This window comes from Mucilaginibacter sp. 320_HR, assembly GCF_059691875.1.
The window spans coordinates 403,687-427,363 of record NZ_JCAWAI010000004.1 but is presented as its reverse complement, the minus strand read 5'-3'; the positions used below and the strand labels follow the sequence as shown (position 1 = coordinate 427,363).

Sequence of the window (23,677 nt, the reverse complement as noted above, 5' to 3'; positions counted from 1 at the left end):
ACCTTTAACCTTTCGGCGCAATTAGCTAATTTCGCAACTTTAGAAAAGAGGACAGGATTTGGATTATTTAAAAGGGCTAAACCCCGAACAAAAAGCCGCAGTACTGCAAATTGAAGGACCGGTAATGATTATTGCGGGTGCCGGCTCCGGCAAAACGCGTGTTATTACCTACCGTGTGGCGCACCTTATACGTAGCGGGGTAGATTCGTTTAACATACTGGTGCTTACGTTTACCAACAAGGCCGCAAAGGAAATGCGCGAGCGTATCAACCACATTTGCGGGCCCGAAGCCAAGAACATTTGGATGGGTACCTTCCACTCGGTGTTTGCCAAGTTATTGCGCGTTGAAGCCGAGAAGATTGGCTATCCTAATAACTTTACCATATACGATACCGACGACAGCAAGAGCGTTATCCGTGCGATACTTAAAGAAATGAGCCTGGATGACAAGCTGTATAATGCAAACTTTGTATATAACCGCATCTCTGCCGCTAAAAACAATCTGGTAGGCTGGCAGGAATACCAGCAGAACGACCAAATACAGGCAGATGATCATTCCAGCGGTCGTGGTAAGCTTGGCGTTATTTATCAAACCTATGCTCAGCGTTGCTTCCGTGCAGGGGCGATGGATTTTGACGACCTTCTGTTCAAGACAAACGAGTTACTGAAGAACCACCCCGATGTATTGCATAAATACCAGCAAAAGTTTAAATACCTGATGGTGGATGAGTATCAGGATACCAACTTTTCTCAGTACCTGATCGTGAAACGCCTTGCCGCAGTGCGCGAAAACATCTGTGTGGTAGGTGACGACGCACAGAGTATATATGCTTTTCGTGGTGCAAACATCCAGAACATCCTCAACTTTGAGAAGGATTATCCTGATTTAAAGGTATTTAAGCTGGAGCAGAACTACCGCTCTACGCAAAACATTGTTAACGTTGCCAATAGCATTATCGCTAATAATAAGGACCAGCTGAAGAAGAACGTTTTCTCTGAAAAAGAGACAGGCGATAAAATAAAGGTAATGCGCGCCTTCAGCGACAACGAGGAAGGCAAGATGGTAGCAGAAGCCATTATGCAGGACCGCAGCAACTATAGTATGAAGTGGCACGACTTTGCTATTTTGTACCGTACTAACGCGCAGTCCCGCTCTATGGAGGAGGCACTTAGAAAGCTTAACATCCCCTATAAAATATATGGCGGCCTATCCTTCTATCAGCGTAAAGAGATAAAGGATCTTATCGCTTACTTCCGGCTCACCTTTAACCCTAACGACGAAGAAGCGTTAAAACGCGTTATCAACTACCCTAAACGTGGCATTGGCGACACTACGGTAGATAGGGTGATAGTAGCAGCCGACAAACACCAGCTCACTCCTTTCGAGATCATACTGCAGGCTAACCGTTACGTGGAAAAAGCACCCGCGTCGCTGGTGAACTTTGCTACCATGATCCAGAGCTTCCAGGTGATCACCAAAAACCAGAGCGCGTACGAGGCAGCCCTGCATATTGCCCAGCACTCGGGCTTGCTTAAAGATTTGTACGAAGATAAATCTGTAGAAGGGCTTAACCGGTACGAAAACATACAGGAGTTGCTCAACGGTATAAAAGAGTTTTCGGAACGTGAGGATATTGAGGAGAAAGGCCTGGATATTTTCATGCAGGATGTTGCGCTGCTTACCAATGACGATAACGACAAGAATCCCAATGCCGATACCGTTTCGCTCATGACCATCCACTCGTCAAAAGGATTGGAGTTCCCGCAGGTATATGTGGTTGGATTAGAAGAAAATCTGTTCCCATCGCAAATGTCGCTCAATTCAAGGTCAGACCTCGAGGAAGAGCGCCGTTTGTTCTACGTAGCCGTAACCCGTGCAGAGCGTAAGCTAAGCATCAGCTACGCTACGTCGCGTTTTAAGTTCGGCACACTCATTAACTGCGAGCCAAGCCGCTTCCTGGACGAGATTGACGCCAAGTTCCTTGATCTGGAAAAATCAGCTAAACCGGCCTCTAGTTCATTTTTTGATGACGAACGTACCGCCTGGAGCCGTAAAGCCGATAGCAAACCCGATACATTTTCACGGCCAAAGGTTGCCACCGCGCCGCCCGCCGCTAAAACAACATCCATACTGGCTAAGGCACACGTGCCATCTCCCGGCTTTAAACCGTCTGATACATCTAACCTGCAGGTAGGCATGCAGGTAGAGCATGAACGTTTTGGATTTGGAAAGGTAATTAGCCTGGAAGGCAACAAGCCCGATATAAAAGCAACCATCTTTTTTAAAGATATAGGGCAGAAACAATTGCTGCTAAAATTTGCTAAACTGAGCATCTTAAACGGGAATGAGTAACACTTATTCCCGTTTCTTGTAGAAGTAATTCCACATATTTTAGTTACCTCAAATTAACTTTCCCTTAATTTAGCCGTCAAATGCACATATATGAATGTGGCACTGGGTTTGGATACTACTTTATACCCTTTTCCCTACAATTAATTTATTATGTACATGATGAGCGAATCAATTAAAAAGAAAACCAACAAATCGGCTGGTAAGAACATCCGCACGCTCCGCCACGAACGCGGCTGGAGCCAGGAAGATGTAGCTAACCGTTTAGGTATTTCTATCCCTGCGTTCTCAAAAATTGAAACCGGAGTTACCGACATCAATTTATCTCGTTTGGAACAGATCGCCAACATTTTTGAAGTGAGTGTAGTAAACCTGCTATCGCTTGAATATGTTGAGGAACCAACCACACAAGACCACAGCCTTACTCTTGTTCAGAAAAAGTTATTCGACAGAGAGACAGAGATTACCAGCCTGCAGCGCAAGGTAATACTGCTTTATGAAGAGCTTTTAAGCAAGAACGGCAGCTTATAAAAAGTAGGTGTTGTTTAGTAAAAGCAACACTTACTTTTTTTGTGGACATCTCAATTTTTCGCATTACTTAATTTAGTTTAACCTCTCGTAAAAATATTGCGCAAGGTGAAATTAAACGCCTTAAATGTTAAGTTATAGAACTTAATGTGTTAAATATCTTAAACCTATTGGTTTTGGAAATATAATTGTAAGGTAAACGACGTAACCAAAACGGAGAGTTTATGTCGACTTACATGATATCTATTTCAAACGCTGACGTGCAGAAGGATGGTACTATTCATGATCCTGGTAATAAGCTTAAAGTAAAGGCTTTTAACTTGCTAAAAGCAAGATTTAAACCGCGTAAGGGAGAAGTAAGGTTTTTTGTTACCGCCGGTGATGAAAAGCTTGCCTTTGAAACAGAGGGGTACGAACGCCACAGGCAGTTACACATTCTGCAGATGATATCTCATTACTGTGTATACCTGGGATTACTGGAAGCCCAAATTCATACCCATTTACCGGCGGCTTAAGTTACACCAGGGGGTTGCTGGTATCATTAAGCATGTCGCTCATTTCAATTATTTTTTGGTCAATGTCTGATACGCATTTGTCCATCATCCGTATACATTCTTCCTGATCAACCAGTCCCTCTTTTTCAAGATTCATTAGCCCGCGCAATGTTGCTATCGGCCCCCTTATCTGGTGAGATAGGTAGCTGGAGTAGTCGGACAGTTTTTTATTTTTCAGCTGGAGATCTTTTGTGCGCTCATCTATAATCTCTTCCAGGTGGTGGTTTATCCTGTCCAAATTATCTTTTTGCCGGGATACTTCCCCGTTCAGTTCTGTAAGCTTAGCGTTGGTGGCTGCTTTGCGTTTTACGTTGCTAACCAGCAAAGCAATTACTACAAGTAACAGGCCGGCTACTATGGTTACCGCCCAAAACTTTATACGGTCGTTTTGCTGCCGCTGTATAATCAGGTCTTTATCCCGCTGTTCTGCCTGTACTTTAAATTGTTCCTGAATAATGTTTATCTGGGTAGACTCATTGGAGATATGAATAGTACTGTCCTGCTTAAATATCATTTGCAGGTATTTAAGTGCACGCTCGTAGTTCTTCCGCTTTAGTTCCAACTGGTAAATCGTCCAGTTATAATCAGATGCCAGCTTTTCGTCCTCTACCTGTTTAGAATAGGCAAGCCCTTCCTGCATTATCCTTTCGGCATCATTAAATTTTCCTTTGGCAATGTATAATGATGCAAGTGTAAGGTTTGTGCTGGCCACAAGCTTGTTAAGGTCCATCTGTTTGGCTGCCTTGTTGGCCGAGAGTAACAGGTTCTCGGCCGTATCAAGTTGGTTAAGCGCAAAGTAAATTACCCCCCTGTTCTGCTCGGCCTGTACAATGTTTACGGTATCCTTTGTTTTAATAAAAAGTTCGTTACTCTTGTTATAAAAGTTAAGCGCCTGGTTAAAGCTTTTTTTACGATAGTAAACGTTGCCTATGTTAAGGTATGTTGAAGCTATCAGTTGCTCATCTTTTAGCTGCCGTGCTACCCCAAGGGACTTATTGAGATAATCCAGCGCCATGCCGTAATTATTATCCAGGTATAAGTTACCTATGTTGTTATACACCTTGGCCTCGCTGCGGATATCATTGGCCTGCTTAAAAAAATCCAGTGCATTTAGGTAGTCGTCAATAGCTTGCCTTGATTGGTTAAGATAGTAGTTACCAATGCCCCTTATACGGAAAGACTCCCCTATTCCGCGGGTGTACTTAATATCTTTTGCTATCCCCAAAGCCCGGGAAGCGTACGACACGGTTTGCTGTGGGCTGGTTAACCGGTTGGCATAAGCCAGCTTATTTAGCTTAACTACTTCGGTGGTATCGTTGTTGTTTAATTCGGCGCTACCATTAGCACGAGCAGCCAAACCTAAAAACAAGAATATACCCAGTAAATAAACTTTGATCATCGGCCGCTGTATGTTGATTTTAGTGGAAAGTTAGGAATATTATGGCAAGTAAACGGGTTAAAATGGAATTTAGAAAAAATGTGCTTAACTTTTTCGACAATATTTACTGTCAATTAAAAAACATAAGTATATTTGGCATGTTAAATTACTGTATAACAATAACTTATATTTAAATAAGAAGTTTTTGTTTGGCGAATTTACAAAACATCAATCTACCTTTTTGAAAATTGCACCTGCCTATAGGTATGCTTTTATTAACAAAGCAAATTGGTTGTTGATAATTTAAAGTATCTGTTAATGGTAACTCACGTACAAATCCCTATGAAAAAAATCCGCCTTACAACACTTATTCTTTTGACAGGTATACTTGCTTCCTGTATGCAGCGAACAGATCTAAAGGTAGTTAAGGTTATTCTTAAAGCTGGCGTAGGCCTCCGCAAAGATGTAGGCACAGCAGATTGATCATCCATAAATAATAAACGAATTAATACATCAATATGAAGAAAATTATAATAGCAGCCCTTGTGTTAGTGTCGGCAACAGTTGTTTCCTGCAAAAAACAACTTACGGCAAAAACGGCCACAGTTATTGAGCAAAACACCAGCCCCTTTAGAAAAGACGTAGGCACGGCAGATTAATAAAAAGAAAAAAAATAAACTCTATAAAAGCAATTCAATAATAAAACAATGAAAAAGACAATTATCGCGGCAGCACTAGTATTAACCACCGGCGTTATTTCAGCATTCACCATCGTTCCCGCTCACCGTGACACCATCACTAAGAAGACCACCTCTACAAGAAAAGACGTTGGAACAGCAGACACAAGAAAAGATGTAGGTACTGCAGATACAAGAAAAGACGTAGGCACAGCTGATTAATTTGGAATAGGAAATCATAAGTAGAAAAGTAATCATCAATAAATTATAGAAATTAATAATCATGAAAAAGACCATTATAGCAGCAGCATTAGTATTAACAACCGGCATCGTATCGGCATTCACCATCGTTCCCGCTCACCGCGATACCATCACTAAAAAGACCACCTCTACAAGAAAAGACGTTGGAACTGCGGATACCAGGAAAGATGTAGGCACAGCAGACACAAGAAAAGACGTAGGCACGGCTGATTAATTAAGTAGCAGGTAGAAAAGTAATCATCATTAATCATAAAAAATCAAAATCAACAATCATGAAAAAGACCATTATAGCAGCAGCATTAGTATTAACAACCGGTATTGTATCAGCATTCACTATCGTTCCCGCTCACCGCGATACCATCACTAAGAAAACCACCTCTACAAGAAAAGACGTTGGAACTGCCGATACCAGGAAAGATGTTGGTACAGCGGACACAAGAAAAGACGTAGGCACGGCTGATTAATTAAGTAGCAGGTAGAAAAGTAATCATCAATAATCATAGAAAATCAAAATCAACAATCATGAAAAAGACCATCATAGCAGCAGCATTAGTATTAACAACAGGTATTGTATCAGCATTTACCATCGTTCCCGCTCACCGCGACACCATCACTAAAAAGACAACCTCTACCAGAAAAGACGTTGGAACAGCAGACACCAGGAAAGATGTAGGTACCGCTGATACAAGAAAAGACGTAGGCACCGCTGATTAAGTTCAAAGTCTTGAGTCGCAAGTAGAACACTAACTCAATCTTATTAATAACAGGAGCAATCCAAAATCAAGCAATCATGAAAAAGACCATCATAGCAGCAGCATTAGTATTAACAACAGGTATCGTATCGGCATTCACCATCGTTCCCGCTCACCGCGATACCATCACTAAAAAGACCACTTCTACAAGAAAAGACGTTGGAACTGCTGATACCAGGAAAGATGTAGGTACTGCAGATACAAGAAAAGACGTAGGCACTGCCGACTAACCAGAGGGTTGATCTGCATACGTTTGAAATGGTGCCAGGCACACTAGCCTGACACCCGGAGTTATTTATTTGCCTGTGGTACAGTTATCCAGGTTATAGTTCAGCGTATAATCTGCACGGCTGTCCGTTTGCTGTCTGCCCGTTTTGGTGTCTGTAACGTACGGCTTTTGGCCAAGGCTTTGTGATGAAAGCTTAAACTGAACTGCCATTGTATCCTTTTGGCCTTCCTGCATAAAGCTCCATACGGCATTAATTTTATTGCCGTTTAGTGTGCCCAGCAAAGTACCCTTACGCCTGTCTTTTTCTTTTGGCAGCCAGTTTAATTCGCCGCTTACTTTGTTTCCGTTTATTATCAGGTGAACAGCAGTGGTATCCTGGTTCTCCGTCCCTTCAGTGCGTAAAAAACAATACTCCATGTTTTGCGCCGGCGTATTTAGCTTCGCGGCATACGAAGTGTCCCCTTTCCCGCTGTCTGTAGCAAGGCTGTCTGCATTTTTTTCGCTTTTGTTTCCTGCGCATGAGGCCATGGCAGCTGCTAATATTATTACGTATCGTCTCATGTTGTGTAACATTTAAGTTGGATATACTACAAGTATATGCTTAAAAAGTTCTTTTTTCTTTTTGGTTTAAAGCTATATTCGGGCTAATCAATTCGCCATGCTTGTAACCAATTTCACACCCTTCCCAACGCTAAAAACCAACCGCCTGTTGCTTCGTGACATTGAGAGTGCGGATGCTGCACATGTGCTCAGCGTACGGTCTGACCCAGAGATGATGCAGTACATTGGCAGGCCTTTGATGACTGGCCACAATGAGGCAAATGCCTGGGTGGAGATAATAAAAAGCAACCAGGCGGCAAATGAAAGTATTAACTGGATGATAACAGAGCATGCTGATAATAAGGCTATTGGAAATATTTGCCTTTGGCGCATAGAAAAACACAACTACCGTGCAGAAATTGGTTATATGCTGGCTACGAGCCACCAGGGCAAAGGATTTATGCAGGAAGCCATTGCAGCTGTTATAGCCTACGGCTTTAATGATATGGGTTTACACTCCATTGAAGCCAACGTTGACCCGGACAACCAGGCCTCTATAAAACTGCTGGAGCGCAACGGTTTTGTAAGAGAGGCTTACTATAGAGAGAACCATTACTTTGATGGTAAATTCCTCGATTCTGCAGTCTACTCGCTGCTTGTAACAAATTATACAAGCCCGTATTAAATTTGTTAGTTAATTAGAAATACATATCTTGCCGCCTGCAAACCTAATGCTTGTGCTTATCACAACTTAACGCAGGCTTCTAAAAACAATTTATAAACAATACAGTTACACTAAAAAAAACATTACACATCATGGCAGCAAAATCAGGAGGCATTACGGCCTATTCGGTAAAAACAAAGACAAAAAATGTACCTATGATCGATCCGGTTATCGACATCAAGTCTGGCAGATATATTGCAACCGGCAAAGATGCCGAAGGCAACAAGATGGCTGCTATAATGGGTAAAGCCACTGCCGAAGAGCACATCAAAAACGGCAACGCTAAAAAAGGTAGCGGCTGGTAAATAATACTTCCTGTAAAAAGGAAAAAAGGAGCGGTTGCCAAGGCAACCGCTCCTTTTTTTTGGAATTAAAAATTTGTCGCTTTATACCTGTAAAAAAATTCCACATTCCAAAAAAAACTAAAAATGACAATGTGAATTGGTGCGATTTTTAAAGGTTACTGCACACAAAATAATACAAAAACAGGCATTTTGATGCTTTTGAAGGCTATTTATGAAGGTTTTCTGCAGGTGTTCAAATTGCGTCGAAATTGCACCGGCACAAAAAAAGCTGAACACTTTTGAACAGTTGGAGTAAAATCAGATGCTCACCCCACCCCAATTTTTGTAAGGTGTAACCGCCAGGTTGGAGTTATGGTAACGGTTATCAGTGCTTACTTCCTGCAGCACCCAGTCAGGTTTTTCAAACTGCTGGCCTTCGCTGTTAAGTTCTATCTCCGCCACAATCAGTCCCGCGTTGTCGCCGGTAAACACATCTACCTCCCAGGTGTTGCCGCCAACCTCTATTTCGTAACGGGTCTTCTCAATCTTAGATATGGTGAGGTCGTTAAGTATTTCATTACCGTCAGCAATTGGTATCTCGTACTCGTATTCGCTGCGGGTAATACCCGTGGTGCTGCCTTTAAGGGTAAGGTAAGCAACTGTATCCGTCACGCGGATACGCACGACACGGTGGTCATCACTTAATATATAGCCCTGCTTAAACAACCTGCCTTCGGGTTTGCTAATTGCCTGCCATTTTGCATGGTCAACCAAAAACTTTCTTTCTATTTCGATACCCATACTATTTATCTAACAATAATGTTATAAAGTGTTAAAACCCCTGCATATTAAACAGCCCATAAAGCTAAATGTTTATCTTAGCCCGGTACACTTATTTTACGATGAATTTAAAAAGATACGCATTATTTCTTCTGCTGATCGCGTTTTGCCTGCCTGCTTTGGCCCAGCGCGATACAGTAAGTTTGAATACTATAGTTACCAAAACCTCGAAACAAATAGTCACCTACCCTTTCGAGAAAGTATACCTGCACCTTGATAAGCCCTACTATGCCGCAGGAGATACTATTTGGTTTAAGGCATATGTAACCATGGATAACCACCTGCCCACACAAATAAGCAATGTAGTGTACGTAGATATTGCAAATGGGCAGGATTCTATCAGCAGGTTACTTAAGCTCCCGATAGTTAATGGTATTGCCAGCGGCAGCCTGCCACTGCTACCCTCTGATTTCCGACAGGGAAATTATCATTTAAGGGCCTTTACGGCTTACATGCGCAACTATGAACCCGAGTACTTTTTTAATAAGAATGTAGTAATAGGCAATGCCGTGCAAAACGAGGTGGCTACAAACGCTTCATTTAAATCTACAGTAAACGGCGGTGCAACCAAGGTTAACGCAGCTATAACCTATAAAGAGCAGGGTAATACATTACTGGCCAATAAAAAAGTGACCTGGACGGTAGTATCAAACGGCGAAGAGATAATCAAAGGAAAAGGCACCACCGATGCAAACGGAACACTAACGGCTGAATTTACCGGCAGCGCCGCACCCATAAAAAACGGAACGCTGGTTACAGTTATAGATATGGGCAATCGTAAAGCAGTAACCAGCAGCTTTCCGCTTAAGAACTTTGTTGGTGGTAACGATATTCAGTTCTTTCCGGAAGGTGGCGAACTTATTACCGGCGTACGTTCTAAAGTAGCCTTTAAAGCGATTAATAACAATGGCACAGGTACCGATGTGAAAGGCGACGTTACAGACAACACCGGAACTGTGGTAGCTACAATAACCTCGGCGCATTTGGGTATGGGTTTCTTTGCCTTTACACCCGAAGAGGGTAAAACCTATAAGGTCAACGTCACCTACACCGACGGCAATAAAGGCAGCTACGACATGCCCCGCATCCGGGCTTCAGGAATAAACCTATCAGCTTATAACAACGATCCCGAGAACCTTACAATAAAAATTTCGGCAAATAGCACTTATTTTCAAGCCAACCAAGGCAAGGTCTACTATATAATTGCACAAAGTGGGGGCGCTGTTTTCTTTGCAGCACAAACATCGTTAACAAGCGCCATTTACAGCGCAGCAATCCCTAAAAGCAAATTCCCGACCGGATTAGTACAACTTACTTTATTAACTGATCATGGTGTAGCGCTTTCAGAACGTGTTGTTTTTATCCAGCATAATGATGCACTTAACTTATCGCTAACTTCAGCCGCAAAAAGCTATACCACGCGTCAAAAGGTTAGGTTGGCGGTATCCGCAAAAAACAAGACCCTGCCGGTGGCCGGTAACTTCTCGATATCGGTTATAGACGAAACCAAGGTACCGTTTGATGAGAGCTCGGAAACTACAATATTAACAAGCCTGTTACTTACATCAGACCTTAAAGGGTATATAGAAAAACCCAACTATTATTTTGGCAAAGATGCAGCCGCAGCAGATAACCTGGACATATTGATGCTTACTCAAGGTTACAGGCGCATTTCTTACCGAAACATAATTGCAGGAAAGGCACCTAACATCACTATACTTCCAGAACAAAACGGGCTTGAGGTAAGCGGCGTTTTACGTAATAGTACCGGCATGACCATTTCCAAAGGGTATGTTAAACTGCAGGTACCTTCTAAGAACTTTTTTGCAGAGGCAGTGACCGATATGGTTGGCAATTTTCGCTTCTCCAAATTAAACTTTGCCGATTCCTCTAAAGTTATTATTACTGGCCGTGCATCCAACACACCAAGCAGGAACCTGGTTGTAACTGCGAATGATGAAACTTACCAATATCCATCAAAAAACAGCATGACTGGGGATGAGGTTGTAAATATCGACAGTACATTTAAAGACTATCTGCAAAACAGCAAACGCAGGTACGATAACCTGCACATTTTGAAAGAAGTAGTGATTAAATCTACTGTTATAAAGCCTGCTAGCCACTCGAATTTTCCTGCTTTAACTGGCCTACCAGCACTCGCCGACCAAACTGTTGATGGCAGCAGACTTAAAGGATGTAATAACTTAATGACCTGCTTACCATCCATGCTGCTTGGGGTAACGGTCGATAACAACATAATCTATCTTGCTCGTAATTACAACAGCGACAAAAAACCTATGCAAGTCTTTCTAAACGGGATGCCGGTAGATTTTACTTCACTAAGTACGGTTTCAGTCGCGGAAGTTGATAACATTGAGGTGTTTAAAAATACTGGCGTTAGCGGCATTGACGCGCAGTACGGCACTGCCGGCCTTGTAGAAATAACGTTGAAAAAGAAAGAGAAAGGCACTAAAGTATCATTTGCACAATTACAGGAGCTAATACCGCCTCCAAATATACTTACCATAATGCCGCTGGGCTACGCCATTAACCGGGAGTTCTACTCTCCTAAGTATGATGTTATTAAAACAGGCAATCTTGGTGGTGACCTACGTACTACCATTTACTGGAACCCTAAGGTGGTAACGGATAAAACAACCGGCGCTACTTTTGTGGAATTCTACAATGCAGATGGCAGGGGAACTTACAAGGCAACTATAGAAGGCATGGATGCTGATGGCAACCTGGGGCGGTACGTGTATAGATACACTGTGAAATAGCGTTTGCATTACTTGCCCATAATTTATTAGTTTTATTATCACTTAAAACTTAATCATTTATGAATATGTCGTTTGTACACTGGCCAGCTATTATCATAGCTGCTTTATCAGCCTTTTTGATCGGAGGCTTATGGTATTCACCTCTCCTATTTGCTAATGCTTGGCAATCAGACAACAATTTAAATACCGAACAACTCCAAGCCGCCAACAAGATCAGGATCTTTGGGTTTACAGCCTTTTTCTCACTCTTGATGGCAGCTAACCTGGCCATGTTTTTGGCCGATGCAAAAACCGATGCAAGCTGGGGTGCTACCGCAGGCTTCTTAGCGGGAGTATGGACCTTTGCTGCCATAGCGATACACAGCCTTTTCGAACTAAAATCATGGAGGCTGATTTTTATCAACGGCGGATACAGCGTCGTATCATTAACGGCAATGGGATTTATAATTGGCGTTTGGCGATAGTATATGACACATCTATGGCGTTGTATTATGAACAATGTCACCACCGCGACGTTACTTATTTGATAAATTAAATATCGATGAGCAACGAAATAACATCTCAAAAAACATTTAGCATAGGCGGCGATCTTACAATAAACCGGCTTGGTTATGGCGCTATGCGTATAACCGGCAAAGGAATTTGGGGGCCGCCGAAAGATCACGATGAATCTATACGAGTATTAAAGCGAGCCTTAGAATTAGGCGTTACTTTTATAGACACAGCTGATAGCTACGGCCCTAATGTGTCGGAAGAATTGATTGCCGAGGCATTACACCCCTACCCCGCTAATCTGGTAATTGGCACTAAAGGGGGTTTGCTTCGTACTGGGCCAGATCAGTGGCCGGTAGACGCAAGTCCCGCCCATCTTAAAGAAGCTCTGGAAGGAAGCCTTAAAAGATTAAAGCTTGATCAAATCGATCTTTACCAATTACACCGTATTGATCCTAAAGTGCCTGCCGAAGAAACTTTTGCCTTCCTTAAACAGGCGCAACAGGATGGTAAGATCAAGCATATTGGGTTGTCAGAAGTGGATGTCGAAGACATAAAAAAAGCCAGCGAGTTCTTTGAGGTGGTGTCTGTGCAAAATATGTACAGTGTAGATAACCGCAAATGGGAAGGTGTTTTAGAATACTGCGAACAAAACAACATAGCCTTTATACCATGGTACCCGCTTAGTGGAGGAAATATACACAGCGAGGAAGTGCTGCAAAAAGTAGCGGATAAACATGGTGTTACTGTTCACCAGGTAGCACTAAGCTGGCTCCTGAACCACTCGCCTAACATCTTGCTAATTCCGGGTACATCAAGTGTTACACACCTGGAAGAAAACATGGAAACCGCAAACGTTAAGCTTGACCAAGAAGATATCGATGAACTCGATGCTATCTCGCCGCCGGTAGGTGGATAAATTTAAAGGAAAAGGGCACTAATGAGTGCCCTTTTCCTTTAACTACTAATATCTTTGAAAGGATGAAAACTAAAGAAGAAATACTAAACAGCTACGAAGTAAAAAACGCAGACGGTATACCAGAAATATCCGCCGAAGACCTTCTAAAAGCAATGGAAGAATATCGCCTGCAAGCCGAACAAGCCGCTTTCGAAGCAGCCAGGCAGTCAGTTGGCTCCGTAGCAAGTATCACCTACAAGTTCTCAAGTTTTGACGATTATCAGGCGAGTTTACAACCTGCACCTATCGTTAATAATCAGGCTGCAAACATCCAGTTAATAGCCGATAGTATATTAGAACAATTCATCCCGCAGGATAAATCGGTATACAATCTTTCTTTCAACATTCGCACTGATGGTCATAGTTACTTGGTAAACTATGTCAAAAATCCACAGGGATATTGGTACTTTGACAGTTTTTCTGATGCTGAGTAATTAACTGCCGGTACTATCCCACACTGGCAACACGGAATGGCTTTACATCTACCGTTTCCCATATCTTTTGCACAATGTAGGGTTCACTTTGTTTCCAGGCTTCAAGCCCTTCTTCACTTTCAAACTGGAGCACCATCACCGAGCCGATCATCTTGCCATCATCGTTCAGCATTGCTCCTCCCAGCACATAGTTCCCAACAGCTTTTAGTGCAGCAGCTCCGTCCAGATGGTGAGGGCGTACATTCATTCGGCGGTCAATAGCGCCTTCGTCCGTATAGTCGTAGGCTGTAATTAAGTATTGGTTCATTTTTTGATTGTTAGTATAACTGACTAACAAGTATACAGAGCTTGTGTTTAACCAACAAAATAAATCTATAATCTGCCAAACCGCCGCAAATAACTGTAAGTTTTACAATATTTGCGCTATACTACTACAACCATGGAAGATCGCCTGAGAGAAGAGTTCTCTACATACTACGATAAGCAACCTACGCAAACCTATTTCTGCCCGGGAAGGCTAAACCTGATAGGCGAACATATAGACTATAATGGCGGCCTGGTTATGCCGTGTGCCGTAACGTTTGGAACTTACCTGCTGGTTGCACCAAACAATGATAACGTCTTTCGTTTTAAAAGCCTCAATTTTGAAGATACTGCTGAGGTTCCGATTAACGATACTTACGAAAAGACCGGGACATCCTGGTATAACTATCCTCTAGGTGTAATTACGCACTTCTTAAAAGATGGTAAAACTCTGAAAGGGTTAGATATGCTTTACTACGGCAATATCCCTATTGCTTCGGGCCTATCGTCTTCGGCTTCAATAGAGGTAGCTACCGCTTTTGCTCTAAATGACCTTTTTAATGGGGGATATACAAAGCTCGAACTCGTTCTTCTTTCTAAATGGGTAGAAAACGTCTTTATCGGTCTGAACAGCGGCATAATGGATCAGTTCTCGGTAGCTTTTGGTGAAAAGAACAAGGCCTTGATGTTAGATTGCAACACACTCGAATACGAGGCTGTAGACAGCAATCTTGGAGAGTACGTATTGGCTATTATAAATACCAACAAACCACGCAAATTGGCGGAATCCAAATACAACGAACGCGTACAGGAATGCCAGTCGGCGCTTACTGCGCTAAAAAAGGAATTAGACATAAACTTTCTGTGTGATATAGATACAGAAACCTTAAGCAAGTACAAGCATCTGATAACTGACGAGGTCGTTTTAAAACGCGCCACACACGTTATTGAGGAAAATGACCGTGTTAAGTTGGCGGCCAAAGCTTTAAATGCTAATGATCTTAACAAATTTGGCCGGTTAATGTATGCCTCTCATGACTCCTTGCGCGATTTGTACGAGGTAAGCGGTAAAGAGTTGGATGCAGTTGTGGACTACAGCAAAACCAACCCCGATGTTGGCGGTGCCAGGATGACCGGTGCTGGTTTCGGAGGCTGTGCCATCGCGCTGGTAAAATCAAGCGCATTTGAAAAATTTAGCGCCGAAATAACGGAGTATTACACAAACACCATAGGCTACGCTCCTACCGTTTACAGCTCTCTTATTGGCGATGGAGTAGGTTTATTGCAAAATACCGTACATGCGTAAACTTAAGCTCGACGAACTAAACCGCGCCTCTGTAGAGGAATTTAAGGCACAAGACAAATTGCCCGTTGTAGTAGTGCTGGATAATGTTAGGAGCATGCACAACATTGGCTCCATTTTCCGCACAGCCGACGGCTTTGCCTCAACTGCTGTATACTTGTGCGGCATTACAGCGCAACCGCCACACCGCGAAATAGAGAAAACGGCTCTCGGTGCTACCCAATCAGTACACTGGGAGTATTTTGAGGATGTAACTGCGGCTCTGATTAAGCTACGTGCTGATGGGTACAAGATAGTTGCTGTTGAACAAGCAGAAAATAGCACAATGCTAAATGAGTTTAGTCCAGCTGCGGGAGAAAAGTACGCCCTTATTTTCGGCAATGAAGTAAATGGTGTAAGCGATGAAGCCATGCAGATGATAGACACCTGCCTGGAGATACCGCAATTCGGCACCAAGCATTCGTTTAATATTGTGGTATCGGCAGGTATTGTGCTTTGGGATTTCTTTTCTAAACTCAATTAAGATCACCCTATCATGATCAGCCACCTTGCCAAAAAACTGTTAATGAAGCCCGGACAAACCTGGCTAATCCTTGATGCTCCTGAAGGTTATACCGCTAAGCTGGAGCCCCTGCCTGAAAGTATAACGCTGACTTACAGTTTGGGTGATGCTGTGAATGGAATACAGTTTTTCGTTAAGAACAGCACTGAATTTAAAAGCTCGCTTAAACTATTAGCGAATATCCTTAAACCGGATACTATACTTTGGTGCATATACCCGAAGAAGAAGAAGGGCATAGATACAGATCTGGAGATGATGAGCGGCTGGGAAGCGTCCAAGCCATATGGATTACGCCCTGTAGCATCTGCGGCTATTGATGATGTGTGGACCACCCTCCGTTTTCGGCCGGAAAGCCTCGTAAAGCATTCTGAATCACGCAACGAGGCTATCAAAGCCAACGACTACTCGGCATATATCAACCCGAATGATAAGACCGTACGATTGCCTGATGATGCCGCGGTACTCCTTTCGCAAAGGCCCGAGCTTCTCAATTACTTTAATACCCTCGCCTACTCTCATAGAAAGGAATACGTTGTTTGGATACTAAGCGCCAAACAGGAAAAAACCCGCGAGGCACGCCTGACTAAGATGGTGGAAATGCTTGCCGCCGGGAAGAAAAATCCTTCAGAAAAATAGCAGCCGAATTGCGCCAGGTGTTCAAAAGTGTTCAGCTTTTTTTGTGCCGGTGCATTTTGAACACTCTTTTGGCGAACCGCTTCCTCATGGTAAAAACCTTCGAAAAAAGCATCGGCAAGGCGGTTTTTTACCTGAAAACCTTGCAGTAACCTTCAAAAACCGCAGCAAAAAAACAGGTAAAAACAAGATAAATTTGCAAGTAATAGTATTTATTACAGGTATAAAAAGCCATTTGCCCGGCAACAAAAAAGGCCGCCATAAGGCAGCCTTCCTACTATGCTAATTTTGTAAAACGTCTTAATAGAATACCTGCTCAAACTGGTTAACGGCGTCCTTGCTTTCCAGGTTGGAGTGGCCCATCAGGAACTCGTCTACCTTGCGTGCAGCCTCACGGCCTTCGGATATTGCCCAAACCACCAGCGACTGCCCGCGGCGCATATCGCCTGCTGCAAACACTTTGCTTACGTTCGTGCGGAAGTTACCTTCTTTAGCCTTCACGTTTTTGCGGTCGTCCAGCGCTACGTTAAGTTGCTGTAAAGCACCTTCGAACTGTGGGTTAACAAAGCCCATTGCCAGGAAAACGCGCTGACAAGGTATCTCCCGCTCGCTGCCCGGCACTTCGCTAAACTTAATTGGCCGGCCCATTACATCTATTTCCCAGCTAACTTCAGACACCTTAAGTGCACGCAGTTCGCCGTTCTCGTCGCCTAAAAATTCTTTGGTGTTGATGCCCCAGAAACGTTCAACCCCTTCTTCGTGGCTGCTGGTTGTCTTAAGCACCATCGGGTACGTTGGCCATGGCATGTGCGCGGTACGCTGTTCAGGCGGCTGCACCATCACCTCAAACTGCTTTACCGACCGTGCACCCTGGCGGTTTGATGTACCTACGCAATCGCTGCCGGTATCACCACCACCTATAACTACCACATCTTTATCTGTAGCAATAATTTCCTCGCCTTCAACAGCAATGTCGCTCACACGCTTGTTTTGCTGTTTCAGAAAATCCATGGCGTAGTGAACACCCTTCAGCTCCCTGCCGGGTATAGGCAGGTTACGCGGGATGGTTGAACCTCCAGCCAGTACAACAGCATCATGCGTCCGCACCAGTTCGTCTGCAGGAATGGTCTTACCTACTTCAACGTTGGTTTTAAACACCACACCATCTTCTTCCATGATCTGGATACGGCGGTCTATCACCCACTTCTCCAATTTAAAATCCGGAATACCGTAGCGCAGCAAACCACCCGGGCGGTCGTCGCGTTCGTAAACGGTTACTGCATGCCCTGCTTTGCTCAACTGTGCCGCAGCGGCCAATCCTGCCGGTCCCGACCCTACAACGGCTACCTTTTTGCCCGTTTTAATAAGCGGCGCAACAGGCTTAACCATGTTTTTAGAGTAGGCTATCTCTATAATGTGCTTCTCTATCTCCTCGATAGCAACCGGTGGTTTATTAATGCCTAACACACATGCCGATTCGCACGGAGCCGGGCATATCCTGCCGGTAAACTCCGGGAAGTTATTTGTTGATGATAATATCTGGTAAGCTTCGCTCCAGTTCTTGCGGTAAACCGCGTCGTTAAACTCAGGTATAACATTACCCAGCGGGCAGCCGTTGTGGCAAAAAGGTATACCGCAGTTCATACAGCGTGCAGACTGCTGGTTAAGCTTTTCCTCGGGGTACAGGCCTACAAACTCGTTATAGTTCTTTACCCTTTCTGCAACCGGTGTTTTTTGGGGAAGTTCCCTGTTAAATTCCTGAAATCCTGTAACTTTTCCCATAAAATTAACTAGCTGTTTGGTATTGTTGTTTTTCTATCACCTTCTTGTACTCTTTTGGATAAACCTTTACAAAGTTGCCCGACGCTTCATTCCAGTTCTTCAGGATGGTTTGCGCAATCTTGCTGCCGGTAAGGTGAATGTGTTTCTTAAGTAAGTCTAATATTTGCTCTTCGTCTTTTAACGACAGCGGGTCAAGGTCTACCATTTCGGTGTTGCAATTAGCTGCAAAGCTTTTCTCCGGATCGTATATCCAGGCTAAACCGCCGCTCATGCCTGCAGCGAAGTTACGGCCTGTTTTACCAAGGATAAGTGCACGGCCGCCGGTCATGTACTCGCAACCGTGATCGCCGGTGCCTTCTACTACGGCTGTGGCGCCGGAGTTACGCACCGCAAAACGCTCGCCTGCCATACCGCGAACAAACAGCTCACCAGAGGTGGCGCCGTACAGCGCAACGTTACCAATGATGATGTTATTTTCGGGTGTGAAAGTCGCGCTAGCAGCAGGATAAATAGCCAGCTGTGCTCCGGATAATCCCTTGCCTACATAGTCGTTAGCTTCGCCTTCCAGTTCAAAAGAAATGCCTTTTGTGGTGAACGCGCCAAAGCTTTGCCCTGCAGAGCCTTTAAATTTGTAGTTGATGGTATTGTCAGGCAAACCTGCAGATCCGTAGATCTTTGATATTTCGTTAGAAAGAAGCGTACCAATAGTACGGTCTACGTTCTTTACATCAAACGTGGCGAATACCGGGGTCTTGTCTTCCAGCGCAACCTTAGCGCTTTCCAGCAATCTCCAGTCAAGGATGGCATCCATCCCGTGATCCTGTTTTTCGCTGTTGTAAAGCGTTAAGCCTTTAGCATTGGTCACCGGGTGCAGTATGCCGCTCAGGTCAACCTTTTTAGCTTTCCAGCTTTGGATGTTGTCCCTAACCTTCAGGAACTGTACGCGGCCTACCATCTCGTTAATGGTACGGAAGCCCAGCTCAGCCATTATCTCGCGCAGCTCTTCAGCCATAAAGCGGAACAGATTCACAATATGGTCAGCCTTACCGCTAAACAGTTTCCTTAATTCAGGATCCTGCGTAGCTACTCCAACAGGGCAAGTGTTCAGGTGGCATTTGCGCATCATGATACAACCGCCTGCAACCAATGCCGCAGTTGCAACTCCCCACTCTTCGGCACCCATAAGGGCAGCAATGGCAAGGTCACGACCGGTCTTTAACTGGCCATCTGTTTGCAGCACTACACGGCTGCGTAGTTTATTGCGTACCAGGGTCTGGTGCGCTTCGGCAAGGCCAAGTTCCCAAGGCAAGCCTGCGTGTTTTATAGAGCTTATTGGCGATGCACCTGTACCACCATCATAACCGGCTATCAATATCACATCGGCATGCGCCTTTGCAACACCCGCGGCAATGGTGCCTACACCCGCTTTTGATACCAGCTTAACGTTGATACGCGCTGCACGGTTAGCGTTCTTTAGGTCGAAGATAAGCTGTGCCAAATCCTCAATAGAATAAATATCGTGGTGCGGCGGTGGCGATATTAAACCAACACCAGGGGTAGAGTGGCGGGTTTTGGCAATCCAATCGTCTACCTTATGACCCGGCAGCTGCCCGCCTTCGCCTGGTTTTGCACCCTGCGCCATCTTTATCTGTAGTTCATCGGCATTGGTGAGGTAATTAGCTGTTACACCAAAACGTGCAGAAGCTACCTGCTTGATAGCAGAACGCATCGAATCGCCGTTTGGCAGCTTATCGTAGCGTATCTCGTCCTCGCCGCCTTCGCCGGTATTGCTTTTGCCGCCAATGCGGTTCATGGCAATAGCCATTGTGCTGTGCGCCTCATGTGAGATAGAGCCGAACGACATGGCACCTGTAGCAAAGCGCTTCATGATGTTTTCTGCCGGTTCAACCTCATCTATACTGATGGATTCGCGGTGATGCGCAAAGTCAAGCAAGCCGCGTATGGTGTAATGCTTTTCTGTTTGTTCGTTAACCTTGGCAGCGTAGTTTTTGTAAACGGCGTAGCTGTTGCTGCGGGTAGCATGCTGTAGCAGGTGAACAGTATCCGGGTTAAACAAGTGCGCTTCGCCCCTGCGTTTCCATTGGTAAATGCCACCTTCGGCAAGCAGCTTGGTATCCGTTTTATTGCTGCTGAAGCCAATTTTGTGCTTGCAAAGCGCCTCGCGGGCAATCTCATCAAGGCCTAATCCGCCAATACGGGTAACTGCTCCATGGAAGTACTTATCTACAACGGCTTTGTTAATGCCCAGTATCTCGAACACCTGTGAACCGTGGTACGACTGCAGGGTAGATATTCCCATTTTAGAGAAGATCTTGAGCAAGCCATCATTAACTGACTTAACGTAGTTTTTGTAAAGCGACTTAAGGTCCAGATCAGTCTCCAGGTTGCCATTGTTCCTTAATGTCTCAATGGTAGACAGCGCCAGGTACGGGTTGATAGCAGTAGCGCCAAATGCCAGTAAAGTAGCAAAGTGGTGTACTTCCCATGCGTCGCCCACTTCGGCAACAATACCTACCGAACCACGGCATCCTTTTTTAATAAGGTGGTGGTGCACTGCCGAAACAGCAAGCAGCATTGGTATAGGCGCGTGCTCCGAATCTACAGCACGGTCAGACAGGATCAACACCTCGAAACCATCATCAACAGCATCCTCTGCATAACGGCAAAGGCGCGCTATACCTTTTTCAAGCGAGCCCGGCAAGCCGTCAGCCTTGAAATAAGTTTGTAAGGTTTTAGCATGGAAAAGGCCGGTATCTATAGACCGAAGCTTTTCAAGCTGGTGGTTTTTTAATATGGGGTGGTTAAGCACTACGCAGTGGCAGTGCATCTTGTCTTCATCCAGCAGGTTACCGTTATTACCTATAAAGGTAGCAAGGCTCATTACCAAACGCTCGCGGATAGGGTCTATCGGCGGGTTGGTAACCTGGGCAAAAAACTGCTTAAAGTAGCTGGAGAGGTGCTGAGGCTTGTCTGACAGGATGGCCAGCGGCACATCGGTACCCATAGAGCCGATAGGCTCCTTACCGTCCAAAGCCATAGGCTTGATGATGGTATCAATATCCTCGCGGGTGTAACCAAACACCTGCTGGTAGCGGAAAACCGAATCGGGCGACAAACTTGCGAATGCCAAACGAGGCTCGGAAAGTTCGCCTAGTTGTATTTTATAATTCTCCAGCCAGCGGCCATAAGGCTGCTGCGAAGCAACTTGTTTCTTTATCTCATCATCGGTGATGATGCGCCCTTTTTCGGTATCTATCAGGAGCATTTTACCGGGCTGCAGGCGGCCTTTACGTACAACGGTACTCTCGTCAATGGTAAGCGTACCTGCTTCAGAAGCGGCGATAACACGGCCATCATTGGTAATAACGTAACGCAGCGGGCGAAGGCCGTTACGGTCAAGCAAGGCGCCTACCAGTTTACCATCAGTAAAGGTAATAGCGGCAGGGCCATCCCAAGGCTCCATCAGGGTAGCGTGGTATTCGTAGAACGCCTTTTTGATAGGATCCATCTGCTCGTTGCCATCCCATGCTTCGGGTACCAGCATCATCATTACGTGCGGTAACGAACGGCCGGAGTGCAGCAATACTTCGATGATGTTATCCAGGCAAGCTGAGTCGGACTGGTTGTTGTCAATAACCGGCAGTAGCATATCCATTTCTTCGGCAGTGAAGTAAGAAGATGCATAGGACTTTAAGCCCGAATAGAACCAGTTAAGGTTACCGGTAAGCGTGTTGATCTCGCCATTGTGCGCAATTAAGCGGAATGGTTGAGCCAGTTTCCAGGAAGGGAAAGTGTTAGTTGAAAAGCGCGAGTGGATCATGGCAAAGCCAGATGCCATACGCGGATCAGCAAGATCTGAAAAATATTTACGCAGCTGGTAAGTAGTTACCTGGCCTTTGTACACAATGGTTTTGCAGGATAGCGAAGTGAAGTAGAAATACTCCCCTGCGCCGGGCACGGTATCAACAACTGTTTTGTTGATGTAGCGCCTTAATATATACAGCTTGCGCTCAAAATCGTCGGCGTTGGTAATATGGTGCGGGCGGGAGATGAACAATTGCTCCACATCCGGTTCGGCCTGGCGGGCGGTTTCACCAATTACTGATGAATCAACCGCCATTTTGCGGTAACCCAGTTTGTGCAGCCCAAGTTTTTCTATTGCATTGGTAATAATGGTGCGGCAGGCCTTTTTTAATGATGGCTCTTTAGGGAAAAAGATCATCCCTACGCCGTACTCGCCGGGTTCAGGCAAACTAATCTCCAGGTTAGAGCACTCTTCCATTAAAAATTCGTGCGGAAGCTGTATCAATATACCTGCACCGTCGCCGCTTTCCGGGTCACAGCCACAGGCACCACGATGCTCCATGTTTTCCAGCATCGTTAGAGCATCATCAATAATGTTGTGCGATTTATGTCCGTTGATGTTGGTTATAAAACCTGTTCCGCAAGAGTCGTGTTCAAATTCGGGCCTGTAGAGACCCTGGTTGCCTTCAGTTTGATCCATCGTTTTTAACCGAGTATTTGTAATTCGGGTAATAACGAAGTTACTTAATAATAATAATTTTATAATATCAGAGGTACATTTTTTAGATTATTGTAAAACAATCAGCATAACAAATATGCTTTTTGCAATGTCTATAAAAATAGTATACAAAAAATAGTAAGTTGATAATTTTGGACTTACTATTAATATGCACACATAATAAATGAAGCCTTTGCAGTAATTTTGCCGCCTATAATATCTGATAGCTATAAGATGTCCGAAAAGAATAAAGCAGTATTTCTGGATCGCGATGGCGTACTTAACCAGGAAATGGGCGATTACGTTTGTAAAGTAGAAGACTTTCATATCCTTGATAATTTTGACGCGCTGAAAGAACTGCAGGACCGCGGCTATTTACTTCTTGTCGCCACCAACCAGGGCGGCATTGCTAAAGGTTGGTATTCCGAAGATGAGCTGGGCAAAATGCACGCGCTACTTAAAACAAAGTACGCTGAACATGGCGTAGACATAAAAGATTTTTTCTATTGCCCGCATCATCCGCTATTTACGGGCGACTGCGATTGCCGCAAACCAAAGCCAGGTCTGCTGCTACAGGGGATTGAAAAGTACAATATAGATCCATCAAAGTCGTACTTTATAGGTGACCGCGAGCGTGATGTAACTGCCGGAACAGCGGCTGGTGTAAAGGGAATTTTAATTGACAGCGACCAGCCGATAAGCACAGTGCTAGACCTGATAGACTAGTTTTCGCAAGTTCCTTTGAGCGGCCGGTTTACAGTGACCAAACA

General features: G+C 44.5%; 26 protein-coding genes. 20 read left to right on the top strand and 6 right to left on the bottom strand.

The window, feature by feature from the left end:
- The first annotated feature begins 58 nt into the window (after nucleotides 1-58).
- From AC59GT_RS16605 to AC59GT_RS16595, 3 genes are all read left to right on the top strand, one after another.
- Nucleotides 59-2,353 (top strand): ATP-dependent helicase, encoded by a 2,295-nt coding sequence (locus tag AC59GT_RS16605; RefSeq protein WP_497238657.1) that lies wholly within the window; start codon nucleotides 59-61, stop codon nucleotides 2,351-2,353.
- 156 nt (nucleotides 2,354-2,509) lie between these two features.
- The gene (locus AC59GT_RS16600) at nucleotides 2,510-2,881 is read left to right on the top strand and encodes a helix-turn-helix domain-containing protein (RefSeq protein WP_235853970.1); all 372 of its coding nucleotides are present in this window, start codon (nucleotides 2,510-2,512) and stop codon (nucleotides 2,879-2,881) included.
- Between the two features lie 221 nt (nucleotides 2,882-3,102).
- The gene (locus AC59GT_RS16595; RefSeq protein ID WP_497238656.1) at nucleotides 3,103-3,393 is read left to right on the top strand and encodes a hypothetical protein; all 291 of its coding nucleotides are present in this window, start codon (nucleotides 3,103-3,105) and stop codon (nucleotides 3,391-3,393) included.
- Nucleotide 3,394: 1 nt separating this feature from the next.
- Here the strand turns inward: AC59GT_RS16595 and AC59GT_RS16590 are convergent, their stop codons facing one another.
- Nucleotides 3,395-4,831: a tetratricopeptide repeat protein gene (locus AC59GT_RS16590; protein WP_497238655.1), complete on the bottom strand. Its 1,437-nt coding sequence runs from the start codon at nucleotides 4,829-4,831 to the stop codon at nucleotides 3,395-3,397.
- Nucleotides 4,832-5,152: 321 nt separating this feature from the next.
- Between AC59GT_RS16590 and AC59GT_RS16585 the strand changes: the two genes are divergently transcribed.
- The 7 genes from AC59GT_RS16585 to AC59GT_RS16555 all read left to right on the top strand — a co-directional run bounded on the left by AC59GT_RS16585 (nucleotide 5,153) and on the right by AC59GT_RS16555 (nucleotide 6,730).
- Nucleotides 5,153-5,293 carry a hypothetical protein gene (locus tag AC59GT_RS16585; protein WP_497238654.1) on the top strand — a complete coding sequence of 47 codons (141 nt, stop codon included), beginning with the start codon at nucleotides 5,153-5,155 and terminating at the stop codon, nucleotides 5,291-5,293.
- A gap of 35 nt (nucleotides 5,294-5,328) precedes the next feature.
- Nucleotides 5,329-5,469 (top strand): hypothetical protein, encoded by a 141-nt coding sequence (locus tag AC59GT_RS16580; protein ID WP_497238653.1) that lies wholly within the window; start codon nucleotides 5,329-5,331, stop codon nucleotides 5,467-5,469.
- Between the two features lie 48 nt (nucleotides 5,470-5,517).
- Nucleotides 5,518-5,709, top strand: a complete 192-nt coding sequence (locus AC59GT_RS16575) for a hypothetical protein (RefSeq protein ID WP_497238652.1) — start codon at nucleotides 5,518-5,520, stop codon at nucleotides 5,707-5,709.
- Nucleotides 5,710-5,770: 61 nt separating this feature from the next.
- Nucleotides 5,771-5,962 (top strand): hypothetical protein, encoded by a 192-nt coding sequence (locus AC59GT_RS16570; RefSeq protein WP_117382335.1) that lies wholly within the window; start codon nucleotides 5,771-5,773, stop codon nucleotides 5,960-5,962.
- 58 nt (nucleotides 5,963-6,020) lie between these two features.
- Nucleotides 6,021-6,212 carry a hypothetical protein gene (locus AC59GT_RS16565; RefSeq protein WP_117382335.1) on the top strand — a complete coding sequence of 64 codons (192 nt, stop codon included), beginning with the start codon at nucleotides 6,021-6,023 and terminating at the stop codon, nucleotides 6,210-6,212.
- 58 nt (nucleotides 6,213-6,270) lie between these two features.
- Complete coding sequence (locus AC59GT_RS16560; RefSeq protein WP_117382335.1) at nucleotides 6,271-6,462, top strand: hypothetical protein; 192 nt, start codon at nucleotides 6,271-6,273, stop codon at nucleotides 6,460-6,462.
- 76 nt (nucleotides 6,463-6,538) lie between these two features.
- Nucleotides 6,539-6,730 (top strand): hypothetical protein, encoded by a 192-nt coding sequence (locus AC59GT_RS16555; RefSeq protein ID WP_117382335.1) that lies wholly within the window; start codon nucleotides 6,539-6,541, stop codon nucleotides 6,728-6,730.
- A 65-nt stretch (nucleotides 6,731-6,795) separates the two neighbouring features.
- On the opposite strand, the gene AC59GT_RS16550 is transcribed toward AC59GT_RS16555, so the two are convergent.
- Nucleotides 6,796-7,290 (bottom strand): hypothetical protein, encoded by a 495-nt coding sequence (locus AC59GT_RS16550; RefSeq protein WP_497238651.1) that lies wholly within the window; start codon nucleotides 7,288-7,290, stop codon nucleotides 6,796-6,798.
- Between the two features lie 97 nt (nucleotides 7,291-7,387).
- Between AC59GT_RS16550 and AC59GT_RS16545 the strand changes: the two genes are divergently transcribed.
- Nucleotides 7,388-7,954, top strand: coding sequence for a GNAT family N-acetyltransferase (locus AC59GT_RS16545; protein ID WP_497238650.1), 567 nt, complete (start codon nucleotides 7,388-7,390; stop codon nucleotides 7,952-7,954).
- 131 nt (nucleotides 7,955-8,085) lie between these two features.
- The gene (locus tag AC59GT_RS16540) at nucleotides 8,086-8,298 is read left to right on the top strand and encodes a hypothetical protein (RefSeq protein WP_117382338.1); all 213 of its coding nucleotides are present in this window, start codon (nucleotides 8,086-8,088) and stop codon (nucleotides 8,296-8,298) included.
- 297 nt (nucleotides 8,299-8,595) lie between these two features.
- Here AC59GT_RS16540 and AC59GT_RS16535 read toward each other — a convergent pair whose 3' ends face one another.
- On the bottom strand, nucleotides 8,596-9,078 hold the full coding sequence (locus tag AC59GT_RS16535; RefSeq protein WP_497238649.1) for a CYTH domain-containing protein: 483 nt from the start codon (nucleotides 9,076-9,078) through the stop codon (nucleotides 8,596-8,598).
- A gap of 101 nt (nucleotides 9,079-9,179) precedes the next feature.
- Between AC59GT_RS16535 and AC59GT_RS16530 the strand changes: the two genes are divergently transcribed.
- The 4 genes from AC59GT_RS16530 (at nucleotide 9,180) to AC59GT_RS16515 (ending at nucleotide 13,781) form a co-directional block, all read left to right on the top strand.
- A complete protein-coding gene (locus tag AC59GT_RS16530) occupies nucleotides 9,180-11,897 on the top strand; it encodes a carboxypeptidase regulatory-like domain-containing protein (protein ID WP_497238648.1) in 2,718 nt (905 codons plus the stop codon).
- A gap of 65 nt (nucleotides 11,898-11,962) precedes the next feature.
- Nucleotides 11,963-12,361 carry a DUF1761 domain-containing protein gene (locus tag AC59GT_RS16525; RefSeq protein WP_497238647.1) on the top strand — a complete coding sequence of 133 codons (399 nt, stop codon included), beginning with the start codon at nucleotides 11,963-11,965 and terminating at the stop codon, nucleotides 12,359-12,361.
- A 77-nt stretch (nucleotides 12,362-12,438) separates the two neighbouring features.
- A complete protein-coding gene (locus tag AC59GT_RS16520) occupies nucleotides 12,439-13,308 on the top strand; it encodes an aldo/keto reductase (RefSeq protein ID WP_497238646.1) in 870 nt (289 codons plus the stop codon).
- A gap of 62 nt (nucleotides 13,309-13,370) precedes the next feature.
- Nucleotides 13,371-13,781 carry a hypothetical protein gene (locus AC59GT_RS16515; RefSeq protein ID WP_497238645.1) on the top strand — a complete coding sequence of 137 codons (411 nt, stop codon included), beginning with the start codon at nucleotides 13,371-13,373 and terminating at the stop codon, nucleotides 13,779-13,781.
- A gap of 13 nt (nucleotides 13,782-13,794) precedes the next feature.
- Here AC59GT_RS16515 and AC59GT_RS16510 read toward each other — a convergent pair whose 3' ends face one another.
- The gene (locus tag AC59GT_RS16510) at nucleotides 13,795-14,088 is read right to left on the bottom strand and encodes a YciI family protein (RefSeq protein WP_497238644.1); all 294 of its coding nucleotides are present in this window, start codon (nucleotides 14,086-14,088) and stop codon (nucleotides 13,795-13,797) included.
- Nucleotides 14,089-14,220: 132 nt separating this feature from the next.
- Between AC59GT_RS16510 and AC59GT_RS16505 the strand changes: the two genes are divergently transcribed.
- From AC59GT_RS16505 to AC59GT_RS16495, 3 genes are read left to right on the top strand one after another with little or no spacing between them, the layout of a single operon-like run.
- The gene (locus AC59GT_RS16505; RefSeq protein WP_497238643.1) at nucleotides 14,221-15,390 is read left to right on the top strand and encodes a galactokinase; all 1,170 of its coding nucleotides are present in this window, start codon (nucleotides 14,221-14,223) and stop codon (nucleotides 15,388-15,390) included.
- Complete coding sequence (locus tag AC59GT_RS16500) at nucleotides 15,383-15,910, top strand: RNA methyltransferase (RefSeq protein ID WP_497238642.1); 528 nt, start codon at nucleotides 15,383-15,385, stop codon at nucleotides 15,908-15,910. Before AC59GT_RS16505 ends, AC59GT_RS16500 begins: the two co-directional genes overlap by 8 nt.
- Before the next feature lie 12 nt (nucleotides 15,911-15,922).
- On the top strand, nucleotides 15,923-16,585 hold the full coding sequence (locus tag AC59GT_RS16495) for a YdeI/OmpD-associated family protein (protein WP_497238641.1): 663 nt from the start codon (nucleotides 15,923-15,925) through the stop codon (nucleotides 16,583-16,585).
- 297 nt (nucleotides 16,586-16,882) lie between these two features.
- On the opposite strand, the gene AC59GT_RS16490 is transcribed toward AC59GT_RS16495, so the two are convergent.
- On the bottom strand, nucleotides 16,883-18,364 hold the full coding sequence (locus tag AC59GT_RS16490) for a glutamate synthase subunit beta (RefSeq protein ID WP_497238640.1): 1,482 nt from the start codon (nucleotides 18,362-18,364) through the stop codon (nucleotides 16,883-16,885).
- Nucleotides 18,365-18,368: 4 nt separating this feature from the next.
- Nucleotides 18,369-22,889 (bottom strand): glutamate synthase large subunit, encoded by a 4,521-nt coding sequence (gltB, locus tag AC59GT_RS16485; protein WP_497238639.1) that lies wholly within the window; start codon nucleotides 22,887-22,889, stop codon nucleotides 18,369-18,371.
- A gap of 252 nt (nucleotides 22,890-23,141) precedes the next feature.
- Here gltB and AC59GT_RS16480 point away from each other — a divergent pair, with 252 nt between their 5' ends.
- Nucleotides 23,142-23,633, top strand: coding sequence for a D-glycero-alpha-D-manno-heptose-1,7-bisphosphate 7-phosphatase (locus AC59GT_RS16480; RefSeq protein ID WP_497238638.1), 492 nt, complete (start codon nucleotides 23,142-23,144; stop codon nucleotides 23,631-23,633).
- Nucleotides 23,634-23,677 lie beyond the last annotated feature (44 nt).